The organism is Gluconobacter cerevisiae (assembly GCF_015244675.1).
Taxonomy (GTDB): Bacteria; Pseudomonadota; Alphaproteobacteria; order Acetobacterales; family Acetobacteraceae; genus Gluconobacter; species Gluconobacter cerevisiae.
This window is the reverse complement of record NZ_JABCQO010000001.1, coordinates 379,102-397,421: the sequence shown is the minus strand read 5'-3', so window position 1 is coordinate 397,421 and position 18,320 is coordinate 379,102. Positions and strand designations below refer to the sequence as shown.

Below are 18,320 nucleotides of genomic sequence, written 5' to 3'. Positions count from 1 at the left end.
GCCCGGCTCACAGACTTTCCGGGAGACGAAATTCCGCCTTGCGTTCACTGTAGCGATCCACGAGGTAGTCGGCCCGGTCGCGCAAAAGCCATGTGAACTTCACCAACTCTTCCATGACATCCACCATCCGGTCATAGAGGGGGGACGGCTTCATCCGGTCATCGTCACCGAACTGCGTATAGGCCATTGGCACGCTGGACTGGTTGGGGATGGTAAACATCCGCATCCACCGGCCCAGCACCCGCAGGGCATTGACGGAATTGAAGCTCTGCGATCCGCCCGAGACCTGCATGACCGCCAGCGTGCGGCCCTGCGTCGGGCGGATCGAGCCTTCGGTGAGGGGCAACCAGTCGATCTGGTTTTTGAATACTGCCGTCATGTTGCCGTGCCGTTCAGGGCTGCACCAGACCTGGCCTTCCGACCAGATTGAGAGGTCCCGCAGTTCCTGCACTTTCGGATGGGTCGCAGGCACGGAATCCGCTACCGGCAGGCCGGTCGGGTCGAACACCCGTGTCTCGGCCCCCAGCACCTTCAGGATGCGTTCTGCCTCAAGCACCAGCAACCGGCTGAAGGATCGGGGACGCAAAGAGCCGAAGAGCAGAAGGATACGCGGCGGATGGTCCACACGCGGTTGCGGTTCCAGCCGCGCGAGATCGACCCGTTCAAGATATTCGGGGTGGAGGGCCGGCAAGTCAGGTTCAGTCATTGTGATATCGGTCCATTCGTGCATTACAGGTGGCTGATCCAGGGCAGCCACAGGGCCAACGCCGCGAGCGTGACCAGCAGGACAGGCGGGGTGATCGCCAGTCCGACTTTCATATACTGCCCCCATGTGACCCGATGCTTCTTGGATGCCAGCACATGCAGCCATAGCAACGTGGCGAGACTGCCGATCGGGGTGAATTTGGGGCCGAGGTCACAGCCGATGACATTGGCATAGACCATCAGGTCGCGAGTCAGCGGTGTGATGTCGTGAGCCTGCTGGATCGCCAGCGCCCCCACCAGCACGCTCGGCATGTTGTTCATGACCGACGAGAGAAGGGCCGCCAGAAAGCCGGTGCCGATCGTGGCCGTGAATGTTCCCTGATGGCCGAGCCAGACCAGCGCGGTCGCGAGATAGTCAGTCAGCCCGGCATTGCGCAGGCCATACACCACCAGATACATGCCCAGCGAGAAGATCACGATCTGCCACGGCGCGCCGCGCAGCACTGTACGGACCGGAATGACGTGTCCCCGCCCGGCGACGATCAGGAGAGCCCCAGCCGCAAGACCTGCCACGATGCAGACTGGGATATGGAACGGGGCGGTCAGGAAATACGCGGCCAGGACCAGCGCCAGCAATGGGAACGCGGCGCGGAACACGGCATGATCCCGGATCGCCGTGGCCGGGGCGGGGAGTTCGGCCACGGGATAAGTCGCCGGTACCTGCCGCCGGTACCGCAGCCAAAGCACCGCCAGCGTCGCGCCCAGCGCCACCAGATCGACAGGGACCATGATCGCGGCATAGCGATCGAACGCAATGCCAAAGAAATTGGCGCTGACGATGTTCACCAGGTTGGAGATGACAAGCGGCAGGCTGGTGGTATCCGCGACGAAGCCAGTGGCGATAATAAAGGCCAGCGCCGCAGCAGGACTGAGGCGAAGCTGCGTGAGGATGGCGATGACAATGGGCGTGAGCAGCAAGGCCGCGCCGTCATTGGCGAACACAGCCGCAATGGCCGCTCCCAGCACCACGATCAGCGGGAACAGCGTCCGGCCTCGCCCCTTGCCCCAGCGCACGACGTGCAGGGCGGCCCAATGGAAGAACCCGGCCTCATCCAGCAACAGCGAGATGACGATCAGCGCGATAAAGGTGAAGGTCGCGTCCCAGACGATGTGCCAGACGACAGGAATGTCGTGCCAGTGGATCACGCCAGCCGCCAGGGCCACGGCGGCACCTGTCATGGCGCTCCAGCCGATGCCCAGCCCCCGAGGCTGCCAGATGACAAAAACCAGCGTGGCAACGAAAAGCAGAAGAGCCAGCATCAGGAGATCCGCTTTCCGGATTCATCGACGATCTTCTCGCCGTCCTCTTTGACGAAAGCGCCTCGCTGCGGGTTGGGCAGGATGTCCAGTACCGCCTCGGACGGACGGCAGAGCGCAACACCGAGCGGGGTGACGACGATCGGCCGGTTCATCAGGATTGGATGCGCCATCATGGCGTCGATCAGGTCGTCATCGGTCAGGGATGGATTGTCGAGGCCAAGCGCATCATAGGGCGTGCCCTTGCGCCGCAGGAGATCGCGAACCGAGATTCCCATGCGCGTGATGAGACTGACCAGTTCGGCGCGCGATGGCGGAGTTTTGAGGTATTCGATGATGGTCGGCTCGATCCCCGCATTGCGGATCAGGGCAAGTGTATTGCGCGATGTGCCGCAATCCGGGTTGTGATAGATCGTAACGCCGGTTGTCTCGGTGCCAATGTCGCGCAATTTCGTCACCAGACTGGCAGTCTCAAGCTTGGCGATCGGCAACGCGACAAGCAGGGAAATACGATTCTTCAGACCCTTGAACGCCGAGACGAACGCGCGTTCCCGGTCGGCATCGGTTCCCGAAACACTACTCGGATCGGGAATGCCCCAATGGGCCGTGATGGGTTTTCCTGGCCATACCGGACAGACTTCTCCTGCGGCGTCATCGCAGACGGTAAAAACGAAATCCATAACGGGAGCGTTCGCAACAGCGAACTCATCCCAGGGCTTGGAACGCAGCCCCTCGGTCGGGTAGTCGAAGCTCGTCAGTACTTTCAAGGCGAGAGGATTGACCTGCCCCTTGGGATGGCTTCCGGCGGAGAAGACTCTGAAATGGCCGGCACCATCCTTGCGCAGGATGCTCTCGGCCAAGATTGAACGTGCGGAATTACCCGTACACAGAAACAAGACATTGAAGACGCGATCGGTCATTGGGGGGCTCACTCGGATGGGCAGCAGGAGGACAGTTCTGCAACCAGTGGCTCACAGAGTTCGGGGCTTCGCCCGCAGCAGTCCTTGACGAGAAACAGCATCAGTTCCCGCAGGCGCGGCAGGCAGGCACGATAGACAATCACACGGCTATGGCGCTGCGAGGTCAGCAGGCCAGCCCGCGTCAGGGTGGCGAGATGGGCCGAGATCGTGTTCTGCGGGACATTGAGATGCCGCGCGACGTCTCCGGCCGGCAGCCCGTCCGGTTCGTGGCGCACCAGCAGGCGGAAGATTTCCAGTCGCGTGGATTGCGACAGTGCGCTCAGGACTGATAGGCTCGATTCGGTATCCATATATCCTTACTCACGGATATATGGAATATTGTCAAACCCCTTTCGCCCGATGGACCGTTCCTGTCGCCGGATTGCTCAGCGTCATTGCCGATTTCCGACTGGCTGCTTTCCCGACATCGGCCATTCATCATTCTCTATTCCACTGATGGCGGGCCGGCGGGACCGCGCATCACACGGACGCTCGACGATGCCGCCGTCAAGCTTGGGCCTTTGCCTGCCATGATCGCCGATCGGGTGCGTCGCTGCACCCGCCGCGTTGATCGGTGCGTCCAACGTTTTCGGGCTGGCCGTCGCTGCCGCGATCAGCCTGTTCGGCCTGGGCTCGGGCGCTGCGCTCGCGATCGTCGTGGGTGTGCTCGTCGAGGTCCCGGTTATGCTTTCGGTCGTTGGACTCGTGAAGCGCACGCGACTCTGGTATGAGGTGCGTTCAGCCGTCTGAGGGTGCGGCTGACGGGGTCACCTCGGCGAGGGTTTCGAGCAGCGGGCAGCCGCTATTGTCGCCGCGTTCGCAGGCCTGCACCGCCCTCGTCAGCACGCTCGCCATCCGTTCGAGGTCGGCAAGCTTCGAGCGCACTTCTGCCAGATGGTCCTTTGCCAGATCGTGCGCTTGCTGGCACGACTGCGCGCCACCCTCAGCCAGCGTCAAAAACGTCCGGATCGCCTCGATCGAGAAGCCGAGTTCACGGGCTCGGCGAACGAAGCTCAGACGGCGCACGTCGCCTGCACCGTAATGGCGATAACGCCCGCGTCGGATCGGGACAGGAAGCACGCCGATCCGCTCATAATAGCGGATCGTCTCGATGTTGCAGCCGGTTTGGCGTGAGAGTTCGCCGATCGGTATCGTTTCTGAAGCCGGCATGAAGATTCCGCTTGAGTCTGTAGTTGCTACAGATGGTATCGCTCGGTTCGGTCACGCACAAGGATTCGTATGTCGCAACCTCTTCAACCCCGCCCCAAGGGTATCGGTGCCGCCTCCCTCACACTCGGCGGGATTGCGGCGGCATTCGCCGTCGCCTCGTGTTGCGCGCTCCCGATCCTGCTCACGTCAGCCGGACTCGGCGTCGCCTGGCTTTCCGGCATCGCGGTCGCAACTGCGCCCTTCCGCACGCCGCTTCTGATCGTCGGCGCGCTGTTCCTCCTGTTCGGTGCGGTCTTGCTCGGGCGGCAGCAGGTTGCGGCATCGCGTTGCGGACCGGACGGTGTCTGCACGCCGCCGGCGGTCCGGATATTCACCTTTGCTGGCCTGCTGGTCGGCGTCGTGCTGCTCTATCTTGGCTACCGTTATGCCTGACGCCGCGATCGAACTGCGCTCCACGCTCACCTGTCCACATTGTGGGCATCAGGCGACCGAGACCATGCCGACCAATGCGTGCCAGTTCTTCTACGACTGCAAGGGTTGCGGTATGGTGCTCAAGCCCAAGCCGGGCGATTGCTGCGTATTTTGTTCCTATGGAACCGTGTCGTGTCCGCCGGTCCAGGCCGACGGCAAGGATAGCTGCTGCCGTTGATTGGCAAGCCACCGCAAATCAGCGGCGTAGCACCTCAACCGCAATCAGCTTGATCCTGGGCCACAACAACGTCAGCCAGCACCATCATCGCGGTCGCGATGCCCAAGCGGAGTTATTATCGCTGGATCGAGCGTGGCGTGCTCGACGGTTGTCTGGCGACCCTGATCGGGGAAGTGGCCCGCCACAGCGCGCTGCAAGCCCGGCTTCGTCACGCTGCTCCATTCCATTTCGCCCCTGCGGGTGCAGCCCGCCGCTTCTGCGGGCCTCTCGGCTCGCTCTCGTCGCCCACCCCCGCCTCGCGGGAGGTTCATGGGGCTTTTTGGGCAGGGCCGGTGGCAGCGATGATTTTTTCTTCCGACCGCCGTTTGGGACTGGACTGTCAGGATATGTCGCCAGCAACTTCCTGTCCCTCGGCGCGTCTATCTTCAATCCAGGGGAATTTAACTGTCCTTATCGCTACGACGACTACAGTCCGAGCCCCCGGTTCCGGGTGAAGCTCCAGTCGATCCCGCCATCGTCGCGTGCGACGCCGGAGACGTGCTGGCCCCGCTGCTTCTCCAGCGACGGAGTCCATGGTACAAGCTGGAACTGGAGCCCATCATCGATCATCGCATAGCGGCCGGAGGCCAACGTCATGCGTTGACGATACGTGCCGGTGACATACTCACCCGAGGCCGACTGGCTGAACGCCCGGCCTGTCTCGCCGGCGAGCTGCTCTCCGACTTCCCGGACCTCGCGGTCCCTGAGTTTCCCGATCAGGTTGCGCGCAAGGACCACCCCCTGCGTCCGACGTTCGGCAAGACCCTGCTCAATCAGTTGCTCGGTCCGCCGCTCCATCGCCTCGCGCACTTCGGCACCGAAGCCACTCTGGCCTAGCGCCGCGGGATCGCGCGCCACTGCTTGCCGGTCGAGCCAGGTGGCCCCTCGCGCCGTCACCTGATCCTCAATCGACAGGTCAGAACGAACAGCCAGAGCAACGCGACGCTGCCCTTTCCTGTCATCGAAGGCGCGAAGCTCCACAACCGATCCCATGCTGCCATCACCGGTCGCATCGAGATCGGGAAAGCGGATATGATGCGTGCGGCCATCCACCCCGTCGATGACGGCGTAGGCAGTGCCTTTCAGTTCATCGTCCAGCCCGCGATCGACCAGCCTGCCGATGACGGGAACATCAAGGCTTTCACCCCCCAGCACATAGCTCGACGCGCTCCGCTCGATGCCGCGCTCGGTCAGGGAGCGGTGGATACGCTTGATGATGTCGCCGCGCTCCCCGAGTTCGCGGAGCGTCACCTCGGCGGATTCATCCAGCATCCATTGTCCCTGACCGACCTGATGGGCGAGGCCAAGCCCTTCCAGGCTGCGCAGGCGCCCGACCTTCAGGGCCTCGAACGGATCAGGCTGCCGATCCGGCGCTGGCGCCATGTCGATGATGCCGTTGCGGCCCGCGTCGCGGGCAAGTTGCCGGTCAAGCTGGGTCCAGTGCTCGGCATCGACCTGGCGTTCGAGTGCGCGGTGAATTTCGACGTCATTGCGCGGCCCGAGTTCCTGCGTCACCAGATCCTGGGCGCGGGCGCGCAGGCCCTCGCGGATGTAATCGCGGGAGATCACGAGATCGCTGCCATCTTCGGCCACGCCGCGCACGAGGATATGGACATGGGGGTGCTGGGTGTTCCAGTGGTCCACCCCCACCCAGTCCAGTTTTGTGCCGAGGTCTTTCTCCATCTGCCCGACCAGCTCGCGGGCATAGCCCTTGAGGTCGGCCATGTCGGGCGCGTCCTCGGGTGAGACGATGAAACGGAAATGGTGACGGTCGTCCTCGCAGCGCTCGGCGAACGCCTTCGGGTCAGCATCGTCGATGCCAGGACCGAAGAGCCGCGCCTTTTCGCCGTCCTTCGTGACCCCTTCCCGGCGCAGGTAACGCAGATGGGCGGCGAGTGGCGCCTTGCGCCCGCTGTGGCGCACGACACGGGCCTTGACGGTCACGCGGCGGGCACGGCTGGTCAGCAGACGATTGGCCCTGGCTGCTGCGACGCGGCCACGCCCGAAGGACGAGCGGGAACCGCCGCCGCTGCGGCCCGATCGGAACCCACCGCCTCCGGCACGCTGGGCCGAGGCGAGGGCCTGGGCGACGAAGGGCTTGAGCCGCTGGGCGCGCGGCGAGCGGATGCGGCCCAGACGGGGCTGGAAATCATTCTCGCGGGCCATTGGCGCCCCGAATGTGCGAAAAAGGCCGGTGCAACAAGGAAAAGTAGGGTCGGAAAACATTGGAGGAGAGAGAGAAACATTGTGTAGGAAAGGTAAAAACGCTGGAAAACCAACACCCCAACCGAGGCGCAATGTGCGCCCTTTTATCTCGCCTCTTCTTTGCCCAGACCCAGTGCGCCCCCTGATCCCTGCTACGATCCCTCATGAGAAACGCTGGACCACGCCAGACCACGATGATGCGCTGACCTGCGACCGGCTGCGAATGGGCGGTAAGCAGAGGCGGATTCGGCATGGTCATGGTGCCGGCTCCCTGTCAGAAACCGTCACGAACAGGCCAGCGGAGTGCGGTGCAATAGGCGACAGATCGCGTGCGGTGATGTTGGCAGACGCATCGTTCGCGAGTGCGATAAAGATCGGCGCGCGCCTCCATGCCAGGGGATCGGGATGCACCGCCAGAAGCGGTATTGTGTCACCGTTCTGGCCGAGAAGAGGCAGAAGACCGGCGACATAGGCGAGTGTTTCGGGCGGCAACGGGCGATGCCGATCGCGGAAGTCCTCGTAGCGTCCCGGTCCGGCATTATAGGCTGCGAGAAATCCCGGTGAGCCGTAGCGATCGTGCATCTCGCGCAGGTACGCAGCACCCGCGAGAATGTTGTCATGCACATCGAATGGATCACTTCCCAGCCCGTAACGGACACGCAGGTTGGCCCAGGTCGTGGGCATGATCTGCATGAGTCCGACCGCGCCTTTTGACGAAATCGCGCTGGTGTCGCCGCCGCTCTCAGCACGCATCACCGCCCTTATCCAGGCGGTCGGAACGTCGAAACGGCGGACTGCCTCAGCGATCTGGGCAGCAAAAGGATCGGTGCCGGCGAGTGTCGAAACCGACGCAGCCCGTGTCTGGTCGGCAGCAGCCAATACGCCGATCGCGGTGATGCCGACAGCGAGGAAGAAGGCGCGTCGCATCGTCTCAATCTCCCCGTTCGGCGCGCTTTGACGGGCGCGTCCAGTTCAGCACCCAGACCGCGCGGTCGTCGGCGGTGCGGAAGAGATTGGCCCGGATCGGCTGCGTGAAGGCGGGATCGTCGAGGGCTACGGCGATGTATTCACCAGCCCTCTCGCCGGTGCGTTTCCAGCCTGCGCCGACCTCCGGGCCGTCCGCGTCGGTGAGATGGACGCGATAATCCGGAGCATGTTCGGCATCAGAAAAATCGGCCGGAATGAGGATAAGATCCTGCGTCACGGTGAGGGTGCGGATGCGCCCGGCAAAGCCGGTTTTGGTGCGGGTGAAAAGACCGATCTGTGCCATCTTATTGTCCTTTCGAGGATGGATTGGAGGATGAGGCGACGGCCTGGCCGCTCCCGGATGGACGCCAGACCGGGGTGGCACGGCCGATGACGGTGGAGAGGGACAGCACGCCGAAATATCGACCGTCGAGACTGCGTGGTTCGGCCGGGTTCATGACGAAGACCTGGCCGGGATCGAGGTGTTGGCAGCCCTGCCAGACGGGCAGCGGGCGGCCACGGTGATCGACGGATTGCGCGTCGCCAGCGAATTTTCCGTCGATGGTGATGCGTTGTCCGGTACGGCAAACGGACTGCCCTGCGATGGCCGCTACAGGTTTGAGCAGGGGCACACCGAGAGGGAGGTAGCCGCGCGTCGCCAGCAGCGTCGCCGCGCGCTCGGGCAGACGGACAGCGACCAGATCGCCGACATGCGGCGAAAGGTCCGTATGCAGCCGATAAAGTCCGATTGGCACGCTCGCCGTCTCATTCCAGATCAGCCGGGGCATAGGATGCACGGCCAGTGAAATGCCCACGCCGAGCACCGCGAAATAGGTGGCGAAGAACCAGCCACGCCGGGTCATGACGTCACCTGCCGTCGCTTGAGCCATGCTGACTGCTGCTCACGCGTGTAGCTGCGGGGCTCATGTCCGGCACTGATGCGATGGTGGAGATGCCGCCAGTATTCGGGTGCGGCATCCGCCGGGTCGATGCCCAGCGCGTCAATAACGTCGATCGCCCGGAGTACGCGCTCGACCCTCGGCCAGCTATCGACACGCAGCAGGATTTCGCCACCGGGACGCACAAACGGGAGGGTCTGGAACGGGCTTCCTGCCTCCACCGCCCGTACGATGTCCACGCGGGAGACCGTGGCTCCCAGATCGTTCGACGCCCAGCGAACGAAGGCGAAGATGCTGCCCGGCGCGAAACTGGAAATGCGGCGGCGACCATCAAGGATCTGTTCGTCAACGCGGTGGCCGAAGCGCAACCAGTGCTCGATACGCTTCTCGATCCAGGTCAGTTCGACATGGGTCAGCGACGCCGCGCGGCGATGCGGCGGCGTAGAAAATCGTCCGTTCATGGCACGTCTCCGGGATTGTCAGGGAACTCACGGGCGAGCAGCGCGCGCAGCATGTCGGCGACGGTCATGCCGCGCTGGAACGCCGCGACCTTGATGCGGGCGCGCAGCGCCGGCGTGACGTCGATGGTCAGCCGGGCGGTGAAGTGGTTGGCAGCCGCAGGCTTGTCCGGCGCCTTGACCCAGCGTTCCGGGTCGGCGGGGCGCGACGCGAAGCCGGGTAGCGTGCGACGCTCTGTCATGGCGATATTCCCTCGCCGAGCGGCAGCACGGACGCGATACGGTCGCGCGCTTTCTGCGCCATGACAGGATCGATCTCGCAGCCGACATAGCGCCGACCGGCGAGCCGACAGGCGACGCCAGCAGCCCCCGAGCCGGCGAACCAGTCGCCCACCAGGCCACCCGGTGGGCAGCTCGTGCGGATCAGGATCTCCAGCAACGCCACCGGCTTCTCGGTCGGGTGGATGGCCCGGCCATGCGTATTACGGACCGGAATCACGGAGCGCATCAGGCGCGGGCCACCGTCCTCGCTGACGTAACGACCGGCATCGATCCGACCCATGTGGGGCGGCCGGTGTTTCCGTCGTACCGTGCGTGCCCGTGCGTCGGACGTGGTCGGAACCACGTTGTAGACGGCGCGCCAGGGCGTATCGTCGCGATAGAACTGGACGATCAGTTCATGCACGCGCCGGAACCGATCGGCATGGAAGCTGGAACCGTTCTGCTTCTCCCAGACCAGTTCCTGGGCATATTTCCAGCCCGCATTCCGAAATGCCGCGTTGGATGCAAGGAAACTCCGCAGGGAGCCGAAAACCCAGAGCGAGCCGCTGGGTTTCAGGGCAGCGAGCGCCTTGCCGGGCCAATCCGCTATGCGCCGGTCCCATGCGAGCGACGTATCGCCATAGGGGGGATCGACCAGGATCATGTCGTAGGGGCCGTGCCAGGGCATCAGGAGCGCGCTGTCGCCGGTCAGCAGGGTCATGACACCAGCCCCCCAATCTCGGCTGTCAGTGCGGCGATTTCGCGGGCGGCAATCCCCTGCGGGCGCAAGTCGCAGACCAAGCGGCCGGTGCGCGCCATGTCGGCGAACGCGACCCGCTGGCCGATCCGCGCTGCCAGCGCCGCCGGCTCATGCCCCACCAGCGCCAGCCGGGTTTCGCGGGCGATCACCGTGCGCGCGGCGCAGCGGTTCAGCACGAAACGGGCCAGCAGACCGGGACGGAAGAGCCGCGCTTCCGCCAGCAGCCGCAGCATTTCGGCCGAGGCCCAGCCGTCGAACGGCGAAGGCTGCACCGGGATCAGCACCAGATCGGCCGCCAGCAGGGCGGAGCGCAGCAGCGCCGCCACCCGAGGCGGACCGTCGATGACGACGTGATCCACCCCCTGAGCCAGTTCCGGCGCCTCGTGATGCAGCGTGTCGCGCGCCAGGCCGATCACGCCGAACAGGCGGGGCAGTCCCTCTCGTGCGCGCTGCGCCGACCAGTCCAGCGCCGAGCCCTGCGGGTCGGCATCGATGACCGTCACGCGCCGGCCTTCCCGAGCCCATTGGCCCGCGAGATGCAGCGCCAGCGTCGTCTTGCCGACGCCGCCCTTCTGGTTGAGGAGGGCCACGATCATGGCCCGTCTCCGCGTGCTTTTGGGCCGGAAACGGAGGGACCAGGGCCGTTATCCGCAAGGCGGCCCGCCCCATCAACATAAGAGTTAGATTCTAAGTTAGATAAGTTAAGGGCCGGAATCGCCGTTTCAGGCCAAAGACTTAGCTGCGATTCGTGCGTGCGAAGTCCCGATAGTCCTGCGTGTGATGTCCCGATAAGGGTTGCGTGTGAAATCCCGATACCATTCACATGGTTATCCACAGGAATTGTGGATAAGTCGGCCGGCAGGATGCGGAGCAATTCGCGCGCGCCGTCGCGCTCGATGCCCAGGCGATAGCCGGGCAACGACTGGCGGGCGGCGATATGCCGGATCTGGATGGCGAAATCCGAGACACGCACCAGGCTGCCGGATTTCGCATGCAGATGGGCGATCTCGAAGGTCCAGCCCGCACGCTGGCGGCCAGCATGCTTGCGGGCGATGCGATAGAGCCAGCGTTCGATGCCGCCGGTGAGGCGGAAATAGGCCGGGTCGATGGCAAGCACGAGCGAGCGGTCGATCACGCCGCGATAGAACCATTCGGGAATGACGATCTCGACACCAGCGGCGCGGCCCGTCTGGCTGGCACAGATCTCCCATTCGGTGATCCAGGAGAACTGCTGACGGCGCCAGTTCTGGCCGTTGCGGATCGTAGTGGCGACCACGGTGGACTGGAGCCGGGTCAGTGCCGCCTTGAGTAGCCCATAATCCCGCGCTCCCGTCTGACGCCCGATACTGCTCAGAAGCTGATAGGGCGTGAAGCGCAGGAAGCGCGATGTCGTAAGACCAAGATTTTCCGCCTCGACGATCTGGCTGGCGGCCCAGATCAGCACATCGGCGTCCCAGATCGTCGCCATGCCATGGTCGGGCATGCCGAAGACTTCGACACGGACGTCACCGGCTTCATAGAAGATCGGCACCGTGCGCTTTGTCTTCGCGAGCGAGAAGAACGGTCGCTCCATCAGGTCGCGCTGATCGCGCGGGCTGGCATCCCCGCCGGAGACCACGAACGGGTCGAGCCTGTTGCGTTCGCTTGCGCGCCTGGAACGCGGAATACCCGGCGCGGCATTCATCGTGGGTCATGCCCGGCGGCACGCGCCGCGTCATAATTCGGGTCGGAGGTGGATTTGCACGCACCGGCGGCTGCCCATACGTCGAGGTCATCGATCAGATAGACGACGCGACCACCAAGCTTGCGGAACGTCGGTCCTGTACCGTGGCAGCGATATTTTTCCAGTGTGCGCGGCGAAAGTCCGAGAATTTGCGCAGCCTCATGGGTGCGCAGATAGCGCGCCGGTGAGGGCGTGGGTCTGTTGAGCATGATATGCCTCCGTCCGGTTTTGAAGCGTCGCGGCGAAGTCGCGGCGGATCGGGATGACGGTGGCGAAGAAAGCAGGCGTTGGGGGTGGACGAAGATTTTTCAGACTCAGTGTCCACCTTCGGCGGACCATGACGCGCGCAAGAGTTACCGTGCGCAGCCGGGCGCAGGCCACCGTCGAAAAAATGGAGGGAAACAGCGCAGGAGAGCGAAAAACGGCTGATGCTATTTGCCGTGTAAGAAATCCAGGTAACCGCCGTTTACCCGGTTCTCTGCGTCCTGAATCAGGCGATCCGCAAAGCGCCGCGCCGCAGTGTTCTTCCACTCGATGGAAGGTAAAATCGCCTGCCATGAACGGCCGGCGGCTATGGCGACCTCACGTGGGCCGCCACCAATTTCCTGAATGTCGAAGGCGATCAGAAGCTGAATCTGCCGCGCACGCTGGAGCGGCGTGAGCTGGAGCGCGCGTGGAAGCAGGGCAACGCGGCTGCCACGCAGATGCCGGAAAAAGCGCAACGCCACGTCGAGACGAAGCTCGCCGGCAGCGTCCAGCGGCAGCAGCACGGCGGGGCGTTGCAAGGCCGAAGGGTCCAGAAGCCGAAGAAAGAGATCGCCAACCGCGTCGCCGATCGTAAGCCACCCGCCATCCGCATCGTCGTGACGGGCCAGGATATTCCCCAGCATGGCGGGTTCGATCGGGGTCACCGTCGCGAAACCCGAGGGTGCCGGCGTGAGAATCAGCGTGGCCGGGGAGACCTCGGGCCTCCAGACCATGCGGCCGCGGCGGGCGGGTTCATCGGGAGCATGGACAAAAGCCCAACCCCCAGCGTTCGGCGAACGCCGCGCGCTCTGCGGCGGCGTCCGTTGCCCGGCGGGCGATGCGTCGTTGCAGGCGGGCATACTCGCGACGGTACGTCGCGTTGCGGCGCAGGAACTCGACGGCGAAACCGGAACGGTCCAGAGTGCTGATACGGTCGCGTATTTCCTGTGAACGCCAGAAGGATGTCGGCATGGTGACCTCCCTGTCTGGCCCCTCATACGGCAAGGGGGCAGCCTCAATTAGCCGGATCGGAACCGCGAGCGCATAGACCCTGATTTTCTATTGGGGAGAGTGCCGTGGGGGACCAGCGCGTGGGCCGGCGAAGCCCGGCTATTGCAGGCGCGGCTCCAGCAAATGCCGGTAGCCGGCTTTGGTCATCCAGCGCGCCCGTGCAAGATGGTTGTCGTAAACAGCCCTGGCGCGCACGGGTTCACAGACAGGATCGATTTTGAACAGCACCGCAACGACTTCGCGCCAGTCGGCACCTTCCTCGTCGGCGATCAGGAGGCGGAGATAAAGGTCGAGATGCTGCTCGTCATAGGCGTTCACACGCGCCGTCAGAGGCGGGTGATCCTGGAAGGATGGGTGGGTCATGACGATCCCTCGTGATAGCGCTGTTGGGTCGGTTCGATAACAAATTCGTGGAATGACGACCGTTCGACGGTTCCGCGCTGACGCAAAAAACAACGCGGGGCCGAGTGGGAAGGCTGCGCGGCCAGGCCGATCAGGACGGCGCGCGTCTGCGACGGCCCGCATCCTGTCGCGTCTGTGGATCGGAAGTCTCGTGAAGAAACATGACACCACGCCCTTGCCCGGACTCGATGAACAGGATGCCCGCTGCTTCCAGCGCGCGGCGGACCTGGTCGATCGTGCCCTCATGGACACCAAGGCCACGCTCGGATTCAAGGCGCTTGAGCGCGGTCAATGCTACGAGGGCTTTTTCAGCGAGCCGTTCCTGTGTCCAGTTCAGGAGTGCCCGTGCCGCCCTTACCTGTCGGCCAGTGATCATCCATGATCACATCCGACATGCAGGGCATGCACACCAGAAATACGACTATAATAGTCGTATAATGGAGATTCAATATCGTTCTTTCAGTTGGATAGTGAGGAAACACCGGCGTCCTGCTTCTGATAGGACCGTCAGTGGGGTCCGCCGTCGGTACGGGCGACCAGACGAAAAGACCCCCGCTTACGCGGAGGCCTCCCCGTCGTGGCATTTTGCTGCGAATTGCGCGCATACCTGGTTCAGTTCACGCTCGATTTTGGCCCGCTCACGACGGCTGAGGTGAAAGCTGGTCAGTTCGGCGCGCAGCATCTGGATCTGGTCGTGTAGCGTGGTCATCGTCCTGCTCCTTTCGTTTTTCGAAGACAGGCCGTCGCCTCATGCGCGCGTGAATCGGGTCAAGGATCGCCGCAGGCGACCGCCCCAGCGGCGCGCGGGGGAGCCGATTTTGTCTGGTGTGCCCGTAGGGTGCGCCGGGCAAAATTGGGGGGACCGCGCGTCCTTGAGGCGGTTCACGCCGGGCATGGTACAATGGGAAGGCTGAGGGAAGCCCTGTTCCCCTTTCTTGCCCACACATTGGCAGATTGGGCGCGGCGCGACTGGTGCGCCCACCCGCCGGTTCGCGATCGGTCATGCGAAGGCCCCACCCGGACCGGCCGGGCGGGGGATCGCTGGCACCTCAGTCGCCGTTGCGGCGGCCGTTGGGGCGGGACCAGATCAGGCTGTAGCCCTCGCCGTCCTCGTCATCGAAGAGGTTGGCGAAGATCGGGGCGTTGAAGCTCGGATCGTCGAGCTTGAGGCTCAGATAGTCGCGCCCCTCGTTGGAGCGCCGGGACCAGGCCGCTCCGATCTCGACCCGGCCGACGAAGACGCGGTGGCTGGGGGCATTTTCGTTCAGGCGCGTGGTCTCGGGGGCGATGCGGACGTTGGGGGTCTGGAGCGAGAGGGTGACGATCTCGCCGTTATATCCGTTGCCGACTTTCTTGAAGGTGCCGATGGTAGCCATGATACTGCTCCGTGATCTCTGTTACCGAGCCCGCACCATTGCGGCCTCGATGGCGATCGGACAGACGGAGGCGAGCGGCGGCGCATCCCGTAGGGACCGAAGCGCAGCGGAGGACGGCGGGACGGAATTTTCTTGTTTCGCGAGGAATGACGGCGCAGCCGTCAGGGGAAGAAAATTATGGACCGCTGTTGCGCCATGGCCGATCGAGGCGCAGCCGACCTTCGGCTAGATCAGCCATCTTGAGAGGCGGCATGCGTGCGCGGCCCGACAGAGCACACATCACGGAGACTATGGCCACCCGCGCCCCACGCAAGTGTCGGCCAGGAAGGGGAAGGCATCGTCATGCCCTGCTTCCGACCCTGCACACGCCCCGTTCCGGGACTGCGTTTCGCACGGACACGCCCTGCCTTCCGGGATTCCACCGGCCGATGCTGACAGGAAGCGCTGGACGTCCACGCTCCAGGGAAAGAGCACCTTCAGCCAATATGCTGCAATCAGGGCCTCATCGATCGCTCCTGCCATACCCTCCTGACAGCGAGGCGGCCAGATGCGAAAGCCCCCGATCCTGTCCTGCCTCGCCGGTTGCCAGAGCGGTGTCAGACCCGCGCGATATTGCCGCCGGACGGTCCGGGTGGGGCCACGGTTGTAAAGCGGATGAAAGCGGTGACGCCCACCGCGATCGCGCCGATGATGGAGAAAAAGAGCTGCCACGCCGGAGACGGCATCAGCATCTGGGCGATCCCATGTGTCGTGCTGTAGCCCATGATAATGGCGGGCACCGTATAGAGCAGGACGATCAGCAGCTTGAGCCACATCCACGGCACCAAGGCGAAGGCGACCTGGCCAATAACGAAGGTTGCAGCGCCCGCGACGAAACCGACGATGATCCCGCCGACAACACCAGCACCCGCACCATACGCCCAGAACCCGGCCATCAGACCCATGGCGCAGGGCAGGGCGAAGACTGCCACGGTAAAGAACAACCAGCACAGGAAGCCAATGCCGGCGACGAGCAGGAAGGGAGCAAGGATGAACATGGCGGCGGTCTCCGTGCAACCGACAATGTCGGACGGTCGCGCCTGCCACCACCACCACGGCGCAACCCGCATTATAGCGCAGATGATACGGTGACCGGAACGAAAATCCGCGCGGCTTACGTCCCGCCGGTGACGATATCATCGAAATCTATCGCTGGTATGCGGACGTTGCGGTCAATCAGGTCGAGCGTTATTGCCTTCCCCCGTGATCCGGTGGCGTTGCGAAGAACCTTGCGATCCATAGCACCTGGTGCTACATAGGAGGTCATGACCAATGCCGAGCCATCCCAGCGGGCATTCAAGACCGCCTGGTTCGCCAGGGCGGCCCGGAAAGCTCGCATCAAAGACGATGAACTCTGCAAAGCGATCCGGGAGGTCATGAAGGGTCAGGCCGTCGATCTGGGTGGTGGTGTCTTCAAGAAGCGCCTGAACAAGAACCTGCATCGCAGCATTATTCTTGCGAAAGGCGGTCGATACTGGATCTACGCCTATCTGTTCGCGAAGAAGGACCGGGACAATATCGATAGCGATGAACTGGAAGACTTCCGGACCCTCGCCAAAGCCTATGCCGTGCTGACCGGGGAACAGGTCGAACGGCTTTTGAAGGATCGAGACCTGACGGAGATATGCCATGGCGATGAAGAGAAAAAATAGCTTCCGGAGCGACATTTCCGAGGCCATTCATTCCGGGGCGGTAATGCTGCACAAGGTCGGCGCGCTCGACAAGGCGACGATGCGTGATTTTGACACGCGCCATCTGGTGGTGCCCCCTGCGATCGAGCCGATCGAGATCAAGCGTCTCCGCGAGGCGAACAATGTCAGCCAGCCGGTCTTCGCGCGGTATCTGAACACGAGCGAAAGCACGGTCGAGAAGTGGGAGAGCGGCGCCAAACGGCCGAGCGGGATGGCGCTCAAGCTGTTGAGCGTCATTCAGAAGCACGGTCTTGAGGTTCTTGCCTGAGACGCTGGCTTGCGGGGAAGGAGAGAGCGCTCACGCGCCGCCTCCGAACCGCAGGACCGGGATACCGAGCCGCTTTGCCTTGTCGGCCAGATTTTCCTGGATGCCTGAACCGGGGAAGACGATGACGCCGATCGGCATAGTGTCGAGCAGCGCATCGTTACGACGGAAGGGCGCGGCCTTGGCATGCCTGGTCCAGTCCGGCTTGAAGGCGATCTGCACGATATCGCGGTGATCGGCCCAACGTGAGGCAATGAACTCAGCACCTTTGGGCGAGCCACCGTGGAGCAGCACCATGTCGGGATGCTTGGCCCGCACCTTATCCAGCCGGTCCCAGATCAGGATATGGTCGTCGAAGTCCAGGCCCCCGGTCACGACCACCTTGGGGCCGGGCGGGACCAGCAACTCGCCCTCGGCGCGGCGTCGGGCGTTGAGGAAATCGCGGCTGTCGATCATGGAGGCCGTCATGGTGCGACGTGACACCAGCGAGCCGGCCTTCGGACGCCACGCGCTCAGGGTCAGGCGCTCGAACTGCTCCTGCGCCTCGTCGCGGAAGATCTCGTAGGCGTTGCGGCGCTCGATCAGGGTCAGCCCTTCGGCGATCAGCCGCTCCAGTTCCACCGAGCGGATCTCGCTGCCATCCTGTTCCTGCTGGCTCCGTTTCTGCGCCTGCTCGTTGCGGTCAAGCTCACGCTCAACCTGGCCGACCATGCGGTGGAAGATGTTCACGGTGGACCAGAGCAATGCTTCGAGATCGGCTTCCAGCCGTGTGTCGGTCAGCGTCGCAGCGATGGCGTCGAAGATGTCGGCCACAGCACCCCCGATGCGCTGCGCTTCGGGTAGCGGCCTGGGGTCCGGCTCGTCCGCGAAGGGACGGTAGCCATACATCTGGAGTTCGGTCAGCACATGCGCGGTGGATGAAGCGGCGTGCGGCGGTTCGAAATCGTCGGTCATGCGGGTCATGAGGCTGTCCTCCCAGGTCTCCGGCTGCGCCCTTCGCGGCCTTTCCGGGGGCGGACAGCGGCAGACCAGGGACGGGCCGGAACCGCGCGCTGGCGCGCGGCCGCAGCACAGCGAAGGATGGCAGGGGGCCGGCTATTTTGCCTCGCGATGTAAAGCGCCCCCACAGGGCGCGACGGAAAATAGCCGGCTCACGCCATTGAAGGCCCGGCCCGGCTG

General features: G+C 63.8%; 30 protein-coding genes and 1 pseudogene. 5 read left to right on the top strand and 26 right to left on the bottom strand.

The features are described from left to right. Positions 1-7 precede the first annotated feature (7 nt). The 6 genes and pseudogenes from arsH to HKD21_RS01735 form a co-directional block, all read right to left on the bottom strand. Positions 8-706, bottom strand: coding sequence for an arsenical resistance protein ArsH (gene arsH, locus HKD21_RS01755; RefSeq protein ID WP_062497199.1), 699 nt, complete (start codon positions 704-706; stop codon positions 8-10). 23 nt (positions 707-729) lie between these two features. Beyond that, the gene (locus tag HKD21_RS01750; RefSeq protein WP_062497122.1) at positions 730-2,025 is read right to left on the bottom strand and encodes an arsenic transporter; all 1,296 of its coding nucleotides are present in this window, start codon (positions 2,023-2,025) and stop codon (positions 730-732) included. After that, positions 2,025-2,462, bottom strand: coding sequence for an arsenate reductase (glutaredoxin) (gene arsC, locus HKD21_RS14350; protein ID WP_231100611.1), 438 nt, complete (start codon positions 2,460-2,462; stop codon positions 2,025-2,027). The genes HKD21_RS01750 and arsC overlap by 1 nt, the downstream gene beginning before the upstream one ends. 141 nt (positions 2,463-2,603) lie before the next feature. After that, a pseudogene (locus HKD21_RS14345) lies at positions 2,604-2,942 on the bottom strand (arsenate reductase ArsC); the annotation flags it as partial. Positions 2,943-2,950: 8 nt separating this feature from the next. After that, positions 2,951-3,292 (bottom strand): ArsR/SmtB family transcription factor, encoded by a 342-nt coding sequence (locus tag HKD21_RS01740; protein ID WP_194253891.1) that lies wholly within the window; start codon positions 3,290-3,292, stop codon positions 2,951-2,953. 427 nt (positions 3,293-3,719) lie between these two features. Then, positions 3,720-4,151, bottom strand: a complete 432-nt coding sequence (locus HKD21_RS01735; RefSeq protein ID WP_062497128.1) for a MerR family transcriptional regulator — start codon at positions 4,149-4,151, stop codon at positions 3,720-3,722. A gap of 69 nt (positions 4,152-4,220) precedes the next feature. On the opposite strand from HKD21_RS01735, the gene HKD21_RS01730 reads away from it, so the two are divergent. Beyond that, positions 4,221-4,583 carry a mercuric reductase gene (locus HKD21_RS01730; protein WP_062497130.1) on the top strand — a complete coding sequence of 121 codons (363 nt, stop codon included), beginning with the start codon at positions 4,221-4,223 and terminating at the stop codon, positions 4,581-4,583. After that, positions 4,576-4,800: a GDCCVxC domain-containing (seleno)protein gene (locus HKD21_RS01725; protein WP_081107315.1), complete on the top strand. Its 225-nt coding sequence runs from the start codon at positions 4,576-4,578 to the stop codon at positions 4,798-4,800. Before HKD21_RS01730 ends, HKD21_RS01725 begins: the two co-directional genes overlap by 8 nt. 71 nt (positions 4,801-4,871) lie before the next feature. On the opposite strand, the gene HKD21_RS01720 is transcribed toward HKD21_RS01725, so the two are convergent. The 17 genes from HKD21_RS01720 to HKD21_RS01640 form a co-directional block, all read right to left on the bottom strand. Beyond that, positions 4,872-5,027 carry a hypothetical protein gene (locus HKD21_RS01720; RefSeq protein WP_186812895.1) on the bottom strand — a complete coding sequence of 52 codons (156 nt, stop codon included), beginning with the start codon at positions 5,025-5,027 and terminating at the stop codon, positions 4,872-4,874. A 238-nt stretch (positions 5,028-5,265) separates the two neighbouring features. Then, the gene (locus HKD21_RS01715) at positions 5,266-7,005 is read right to left on the bottom strand and encodes a relaxase/mobilization nuclease domain-containing protein (RefSeq protein WP_010666219.1); all 1,740 of its coding nucleotides are present in this window, start codon (positions 7,003-7,005) and stop codon (positions 5,266-5,268) included. A 294-nt stretch (positions 7,006-7,299) separates the two neighbouring features. Further along, on the bottom strand, positions 7,300-7,971 hold the full coding sequence (locus tag HKD21_RS01710; RefSeq protein WP_010666220.1) for a lytic transglycosylase domain-containing protein: 672 nt from the start codon (positions 7,969-7,971) through the stop codon (positions 7,300-7,302). Positions 7,972-7,975: 4 nt separating this feature from the next. Continuing rightward, positions 7,976-8,314, bottom strand: coding sequence for a DUF736 domain-containing protein (locus HKD21_RS01705; RefSeq protein WP_010666221.1), 339 nt, complete (start codon positions 8,312-8,314; stop codon positions 7,976-7,978). Between the two features lies 1 nt (position 8,315). Then, positions 8,316-8,873 (bottom strand): S26 family signal peptidase, encoded by a 558-nt coding sequence (locus tag HKD21_RS01700; RefSeq protein WP_010666222.1) that lies wholly within the window; start codon positions 8,871-8,873, stop codon positions 8,316-8,318. Further along, positions 8,870-9,370 (bottom strand): DUF2840 domain-containing protein, encoded by a 501-nt coding sequence (locus HKD21_RS01695; protein WP_146893096.1) that lies wholly within the window; start codon positions 9,368-9,370, stop codon positions 8,870-8,872. The genes HKD21_RS01700 and HKD21_RS01695 overlap by 4 nt, the downstream gene beginning before the upstream one ends. Beyond that, the gene (locus HKD21_RS01690) at positions 9,367-9,609 is read right to left on the bottom strand and encodes a ribbon-helix-helix protein (protein WP_018308123.1); all 243 of its coding nucleotides are present in this window, start codon (positions 9,607-9,609) and stop codon (positions 9,367-9,369) included. Before HKD21_RS01690 ends, HKD21_RS01695 begins: the two co-directional genes overlap by 4 nt. Beyond that, positions 9,606-10,349: a DNA-methyltransferase gene (locus HKD21_RS01685; RefSeq protein WP_018308124.1), complete on the bottom strand. Its 744-nt coding sequence runs from the start codon at positions 10,347-10,349 to the stop codon at positions 9,606-9,608. The genes HKD21_RS01690 and HKD21_RS01685 overlap by 4 nt, the downstream gene beginning before the upstream one ends. Next, complete coding sequence (parA, locus tag HKD21_RS01680) at positions 10,346-10,984, bottom strand: ParA family partition ATPase (protein WP_018308125.1); 639 nt, start codon at positions 10,982-10,984, stop codon at positions 10,346-10,348. Before parA ends, HKD21_RS01685 begins: the two co-directional genes overlap by 4 nt. After that, positions 10,981-12,072 carry a replication initiator protein A gene (locus HKD21_RS01675; protein ID WP_018308126.1) on the bottom strand — a complete coding sequence of 364 codons (1,092 nt, stop codon included), beginning with the start codon at positions 12,070-12,072 and terminating at the stop codon, positions 10,981-10,983. Before HKD21_RS01675 ends, parA begins: the two co-directional genes overlap by 4 nt. Next, complete coding sequence (locus HKD21_RS01670) at positions 12,069-12,320, bottom strand: helix-turn-helix transcriptional regulator (RefSeq protein ID WP_010668883.1); 252 nt, start codon at positions 12,318-12,320, stop codon at positions 12,069-12,071. Before HKD21_RS01670 ends, HKD21_RS01675 begins: the two co-directional genes overlap by 4 nt. 222 nt (positions 12,321-12,542) lie before the next feature. Beyond that, positions 12,543-13,022, bottom strand: coding sequence for a DUF2285 domain-containing protein (locus HKD21_RS01665; RefSeq protein WP_231867261.1), 480 nt, complete (start codon positions 13,020-13,022; stop codon positions 12,543-12,545). Between the two features lie 88 nt (positions 13,023-13,110). Continuing rightward, positions 13,111-13,329, bottom strand: a complete 219-nt coding sequence (locus HKD21_RS14335) for a transcriptional regulator domain-containing protein (protein ID WP_010518331.1) — start codon at positions 13,327-13,329, stop codon at positions 13,111-13,113. Between the two features lie 138 nt (positions 13,330-13,467). Next, positions 13,468-13,731, bottom strand: coding sequence for a DNA -binding domain-containing protein (locus tag HKD21_RS01655; protein WP_010518332.1), 264 nt, complete (start codon positions 13,729-13,731; stop codon positions 13,468-13,470). A 130-nt stretch (positions 13,732-13,861) separates the two neighbouring features. After that, complete coding sequence (locus tag HKD21_RS01650; protein WP_018308128.1) at positions 13,862-14,146, bottom strand: helix-turn-helix domain-containing protein; 285 nt, start codon at positions 14,144-14,146, stop codon at positions 13,862-13,864. 180 nt (positions 14,147-14,326) lie between these two features. Further along, positions 14,327-14,479, bottom strand: a complete 153-nt coding sequence (locus HKD21_RS01645; protein WP_010518334.1) for a hypothetical protein — start codon at positions 14,477-14,479, stop codon at positions 14,327-14,329. Positions 14,480-14,819: 340 nt separating this feature from the next. After that, positions 14,820-15,146 (bottom strand): DUF736 domain-containing protein, encoded by a 327-nt coding sequence (locus tag HKD21_RS01640; protein ID WP_018308129.1) that lies wholly within the window; start codon positions 15,144-15,146, stop codon positions 14,820-14,822. On the opposite strand from HKD21_RS01640, the gene HKD21_RS14330 reads away from it, so the two are divergent. Next, the gene (locus tag HKD21_RS14330) at positions 15,145-15,375 is read left to right on the top strand and encodes a hypothetical protein (protein WP_010517748.1); all 231 of its coding nucleotides are present in this window, start codon (positions 15,145-15,147) and stop codon (positions 15,373-15,375) included. The genes HKD21_RS01640 and HKD21_RS14330 overlap by 2 nt on opposite strands. Positions 15,376-15,742: 367 nt before the next feature. Here the strand turns inward: HKD21_RS14330 and HKD21_RS01635 are convergent, their stop codons facing one another. Continuing rightward, the gene (locus HKD21_RS01635) at positions 15,743-16,183 is read right to left on the bottom strand and encodes a hypothetical protein (RefSeq protein ID WP_010517753.1); all 441 of its coding nucleotides are present in this window, start codon (positions 16,181-16,183) and stop codon (positions 15,743-15,745) included. Between the two features lie 116 nt (positions 16,184-16,299). Further along, positions 16,300-16,452 carry a hypothetical protein gene (locus HKD21_RS01630; protein ID WP_010668868.1) on the bottom strand — a complete coding sequence of 51 codons (153 nt, stop codon included), beginning with the start codon at positions 16,450-16,452 and terminating at the stop codon, positions 16,300-16,302. On the opposite strand from HKD21_RS01630, the gene HKD21_RS01625 reads away from it, so the two are divergent. Then, positions 16,451-16,837, top strand: a complete 387-nt coding sequence (locus HKD21_RS01625) for a type II toxin-antitoxin system RelE/ParE family toxin (RefSeq protein ID WP_010517758.1) — start codon at positions 16,451-16,453, stop codon at positions 16,835-16,837. The genes HKD21_RS01630 and HKD21_RS01625 overlap by 2 nt on opposite strands. Further along, the gene (locus HKD21_RS01620; RefSeq protein WP_010517760.1) at positions 16,821-17,144 is read left to right on the top strand and encodes a helix-turn-helix domain-containing protein; all 324 of its coding nucleotides are present in this window, start codon (positions 16,821-16,823) and stop codon (positions 17,142-17,144) included. Before HKD21_RS01625 ends, HKD21_RS01620 begins: the two co-directional genes overlap by 17 nt. Positions 17,145-17,174: 30 nt before the next feature. On the opposite strand, the gene HKD21_RS01615 is transcribed toward HKD21_RS01620, so the two are convergent. Then, positions 17,175-18,104 (bottom strand): DUF2493 domain-containing protein, encoded by a 930-nt coding sequence (locus HKD21_RS01615; RefSeq protein WP_010517762.1) that lies wholly within the window; start codon positions 18,102-18,104, stop codon positions 17,175-17,177. Positions 18,105-18,320: the final 216 nt, after the last annotated feature.

Bases quoted from the DNA above. Each gene is read 5' to 3' on its own strand.
- HKD21_RS01705 (WP_010666221.1), bottom strand. From the start codon at position 8,314: ATGGCACAGATCGGTCTTTTCACCCGCACCAAAACCGGCTTTGCCGGG.
- parA (WP_018308125.1), bottom strand. From the start codon at position 10,984: ATGATCGTGGCCCTCCTCAACCAGAAGGGCGGCGTCGGCAAGACGACG.
- HKD21_RS01640 (WP_018308129.1), bottom strand. From the start codon at position 15,146: ATGGCTACCATCGGCACCTTCAAGAAAGTCGGCAACGGATATAACGGC.
- HKD21_RS01715 (WP_010666219.1), bottom strand. From the start codon at position 7,005: ATGGCCCGCGAGAATGATTTCCAGCCCCGTCTGGGCCGCATCCGCTCG.
- HKD21_RS01730 (WP_062497130.1), top strand. From the start codon at position 4,221: ATGTCGCAACCTCTTCAACCCCGCCCCAAGGGTATCGGTGCCGCCTCC.
- HKD21_RS01695 (WP_146893096.1), bottom strand. From the start codon at position 9,370: ATGAACGGACGATTTTCTACGCCGCCGCATCGCCGCGCGGCGTCGCTG.
- arsH (WP_062497199.1), bottom strand. From the start codon at position 706: ATGACTGAACCTGACTTGCCGGCCCTCCACCCCGAATATCTTGAACGG.
- HKD21_RS01720 (WP_186812895.1), bottom strand. From the start codon at position 5,027: ATGGAATGGAGCAGCGTGACGAAGCCGGGCTTGCAGCGCGCTGTGGCG.
- HKD21_RS01670 (WP_010668883.1), bottom strand. From the start codon at position 12,320: ATGCTCAACAGACCCACGCCCTCACCGGCGCGCTATCTGCGCACCCAT.
- HKD21_RS01740 (WP_194253891.1), bottom strand. From the start codon at position 3,292: ATGGATACCGAATCGAGCCTATCAGTCCTGAGCGCACTGTCGCAATCC.
- HKD21_RS01725 (WP_081107315.1), top strand. From the start codon at position 4,576: ATGCCTGACGCCGCGATCGAACTGCGCTCCACGCTCACCTGTCCACAT.
- HKD21_RS01620 (WP_010517760.1), top strand. From the start codon at position 16,821: ATGAAGAGAAAAAATAGCTTCCGGAGCGACATTTCCGAGGCCATTCAT.
- HKD21_RS01655 (WP_010518332.1), bottom strand. From the start codon at position 13,731: ATGACCCACCCATCCTTCCAGGATCACCCGCCTCTGACGGCGCGTGTG.
- HKD21_RS01710 (WP_010666220.1), bottom strand. From the start codon at position 7,971: ATGCGACGCGCCTTCTTCCTCGCTGTCGGCATCACCGCGATCGGCGTA.
- HKD21_RS01690 (WP_018308123.1), bottom strand. From the start codon at position 9,609: ATGACAGAGCGTCGCACGCTACCCGGCTTCGCGTCGCGCCCCGCCGAC.
- HKD21_RS01675 (WP_018308126.1), bottom strand. From the start codon at position 12,072: ATGAATGCCGCGCCGGGTATTCCGCGTTCCAGGCGCGCAAGCGAACGC.
- HKD21_RS01645 (WP_010518334.1), bottom strand. From the start codon at position 14,479: ATGACCACGCTACACGACCAGATCCAGATGCTGCGCGCCGAACTGACC.
- HKD21_RS01650 (WP_018308128.1), bottom strand. From the start codon at position 14,146: ATGATCACTGGCCGACAGGTAAGGGCGGCACGGGCACTCCTGAACTGG.
- HKD21_RS14330 (WP_010517748.1), top strand. From the start codon at position 15,145: ATGATACTGCTCCGTGATCTCTGTTACCGAGCCCGCACCATTGCGGCC.
- HKD21_RS01635 (WP_010517753.1), bottom strand. From the start codon at position 16,183: ATGTTCATCCTTGCTCCCTTCCTGCTCGTCGCCGGCATTGGCTTCCTG.
- HKD21_RS01735 (WP_062497128.1), bottom strand. From the start codon at position 4,151: ATGCCGGCTTCAGAAACGATACCGATCGGCGAACTCTCACGCCAAACC.
- HKD21_RS01685 (WP_018308124.1), bottom strand. From the start codon at position 10,349: ATGACCCTGCTGACCGGCGACAGCGCGCTCCTGATGCCCTGGCACGGC.
- HKD21_RS01630 (WP_010668868.1), bottom strand. From the start codon at position 16,452: ATGACCTCCTATGTAGCACCAGGTGCTATGGATCGCAAGGTTCTTCGC.
- HKD21_RS01700 (WP_010666222.1), bottom strand. From the start codon at position 8,873: ATGACCCGGCGTGGCTGGTTCTTCGCCACCTATTTCGCGGTGCTCGGC.
- HKD21_RS14335 (WP_010518331.1), bottom strand. From the start codon at position 13,329: ATGCCGACATCCTTCTGGCGTTCACAGGAAATACGCGACCGTATCAGC.
- HKD21_RS01625 (WP_010517758.1), top strand. From the start codon at position 16,451: ATGACCAATGCCGAGCCATCCCAGCGGGCATTCAAGACCGCCTGGTTC.
- HKD21_RS01750 (WP_062497122.1), bottom strand. From the start codon at position 2,025: ATGCTGGCTCTTCTGCTTTTCGTTGCCACGCTGGTTTTTGTCATCTGG.
- HKD21_RS01615 (WP_010517762.1), bottom strand. From the start codon at position 18,104: ATGACCCGCATGACCGACGATTTCGAACCGCCGCACGCCGCTTCATCC.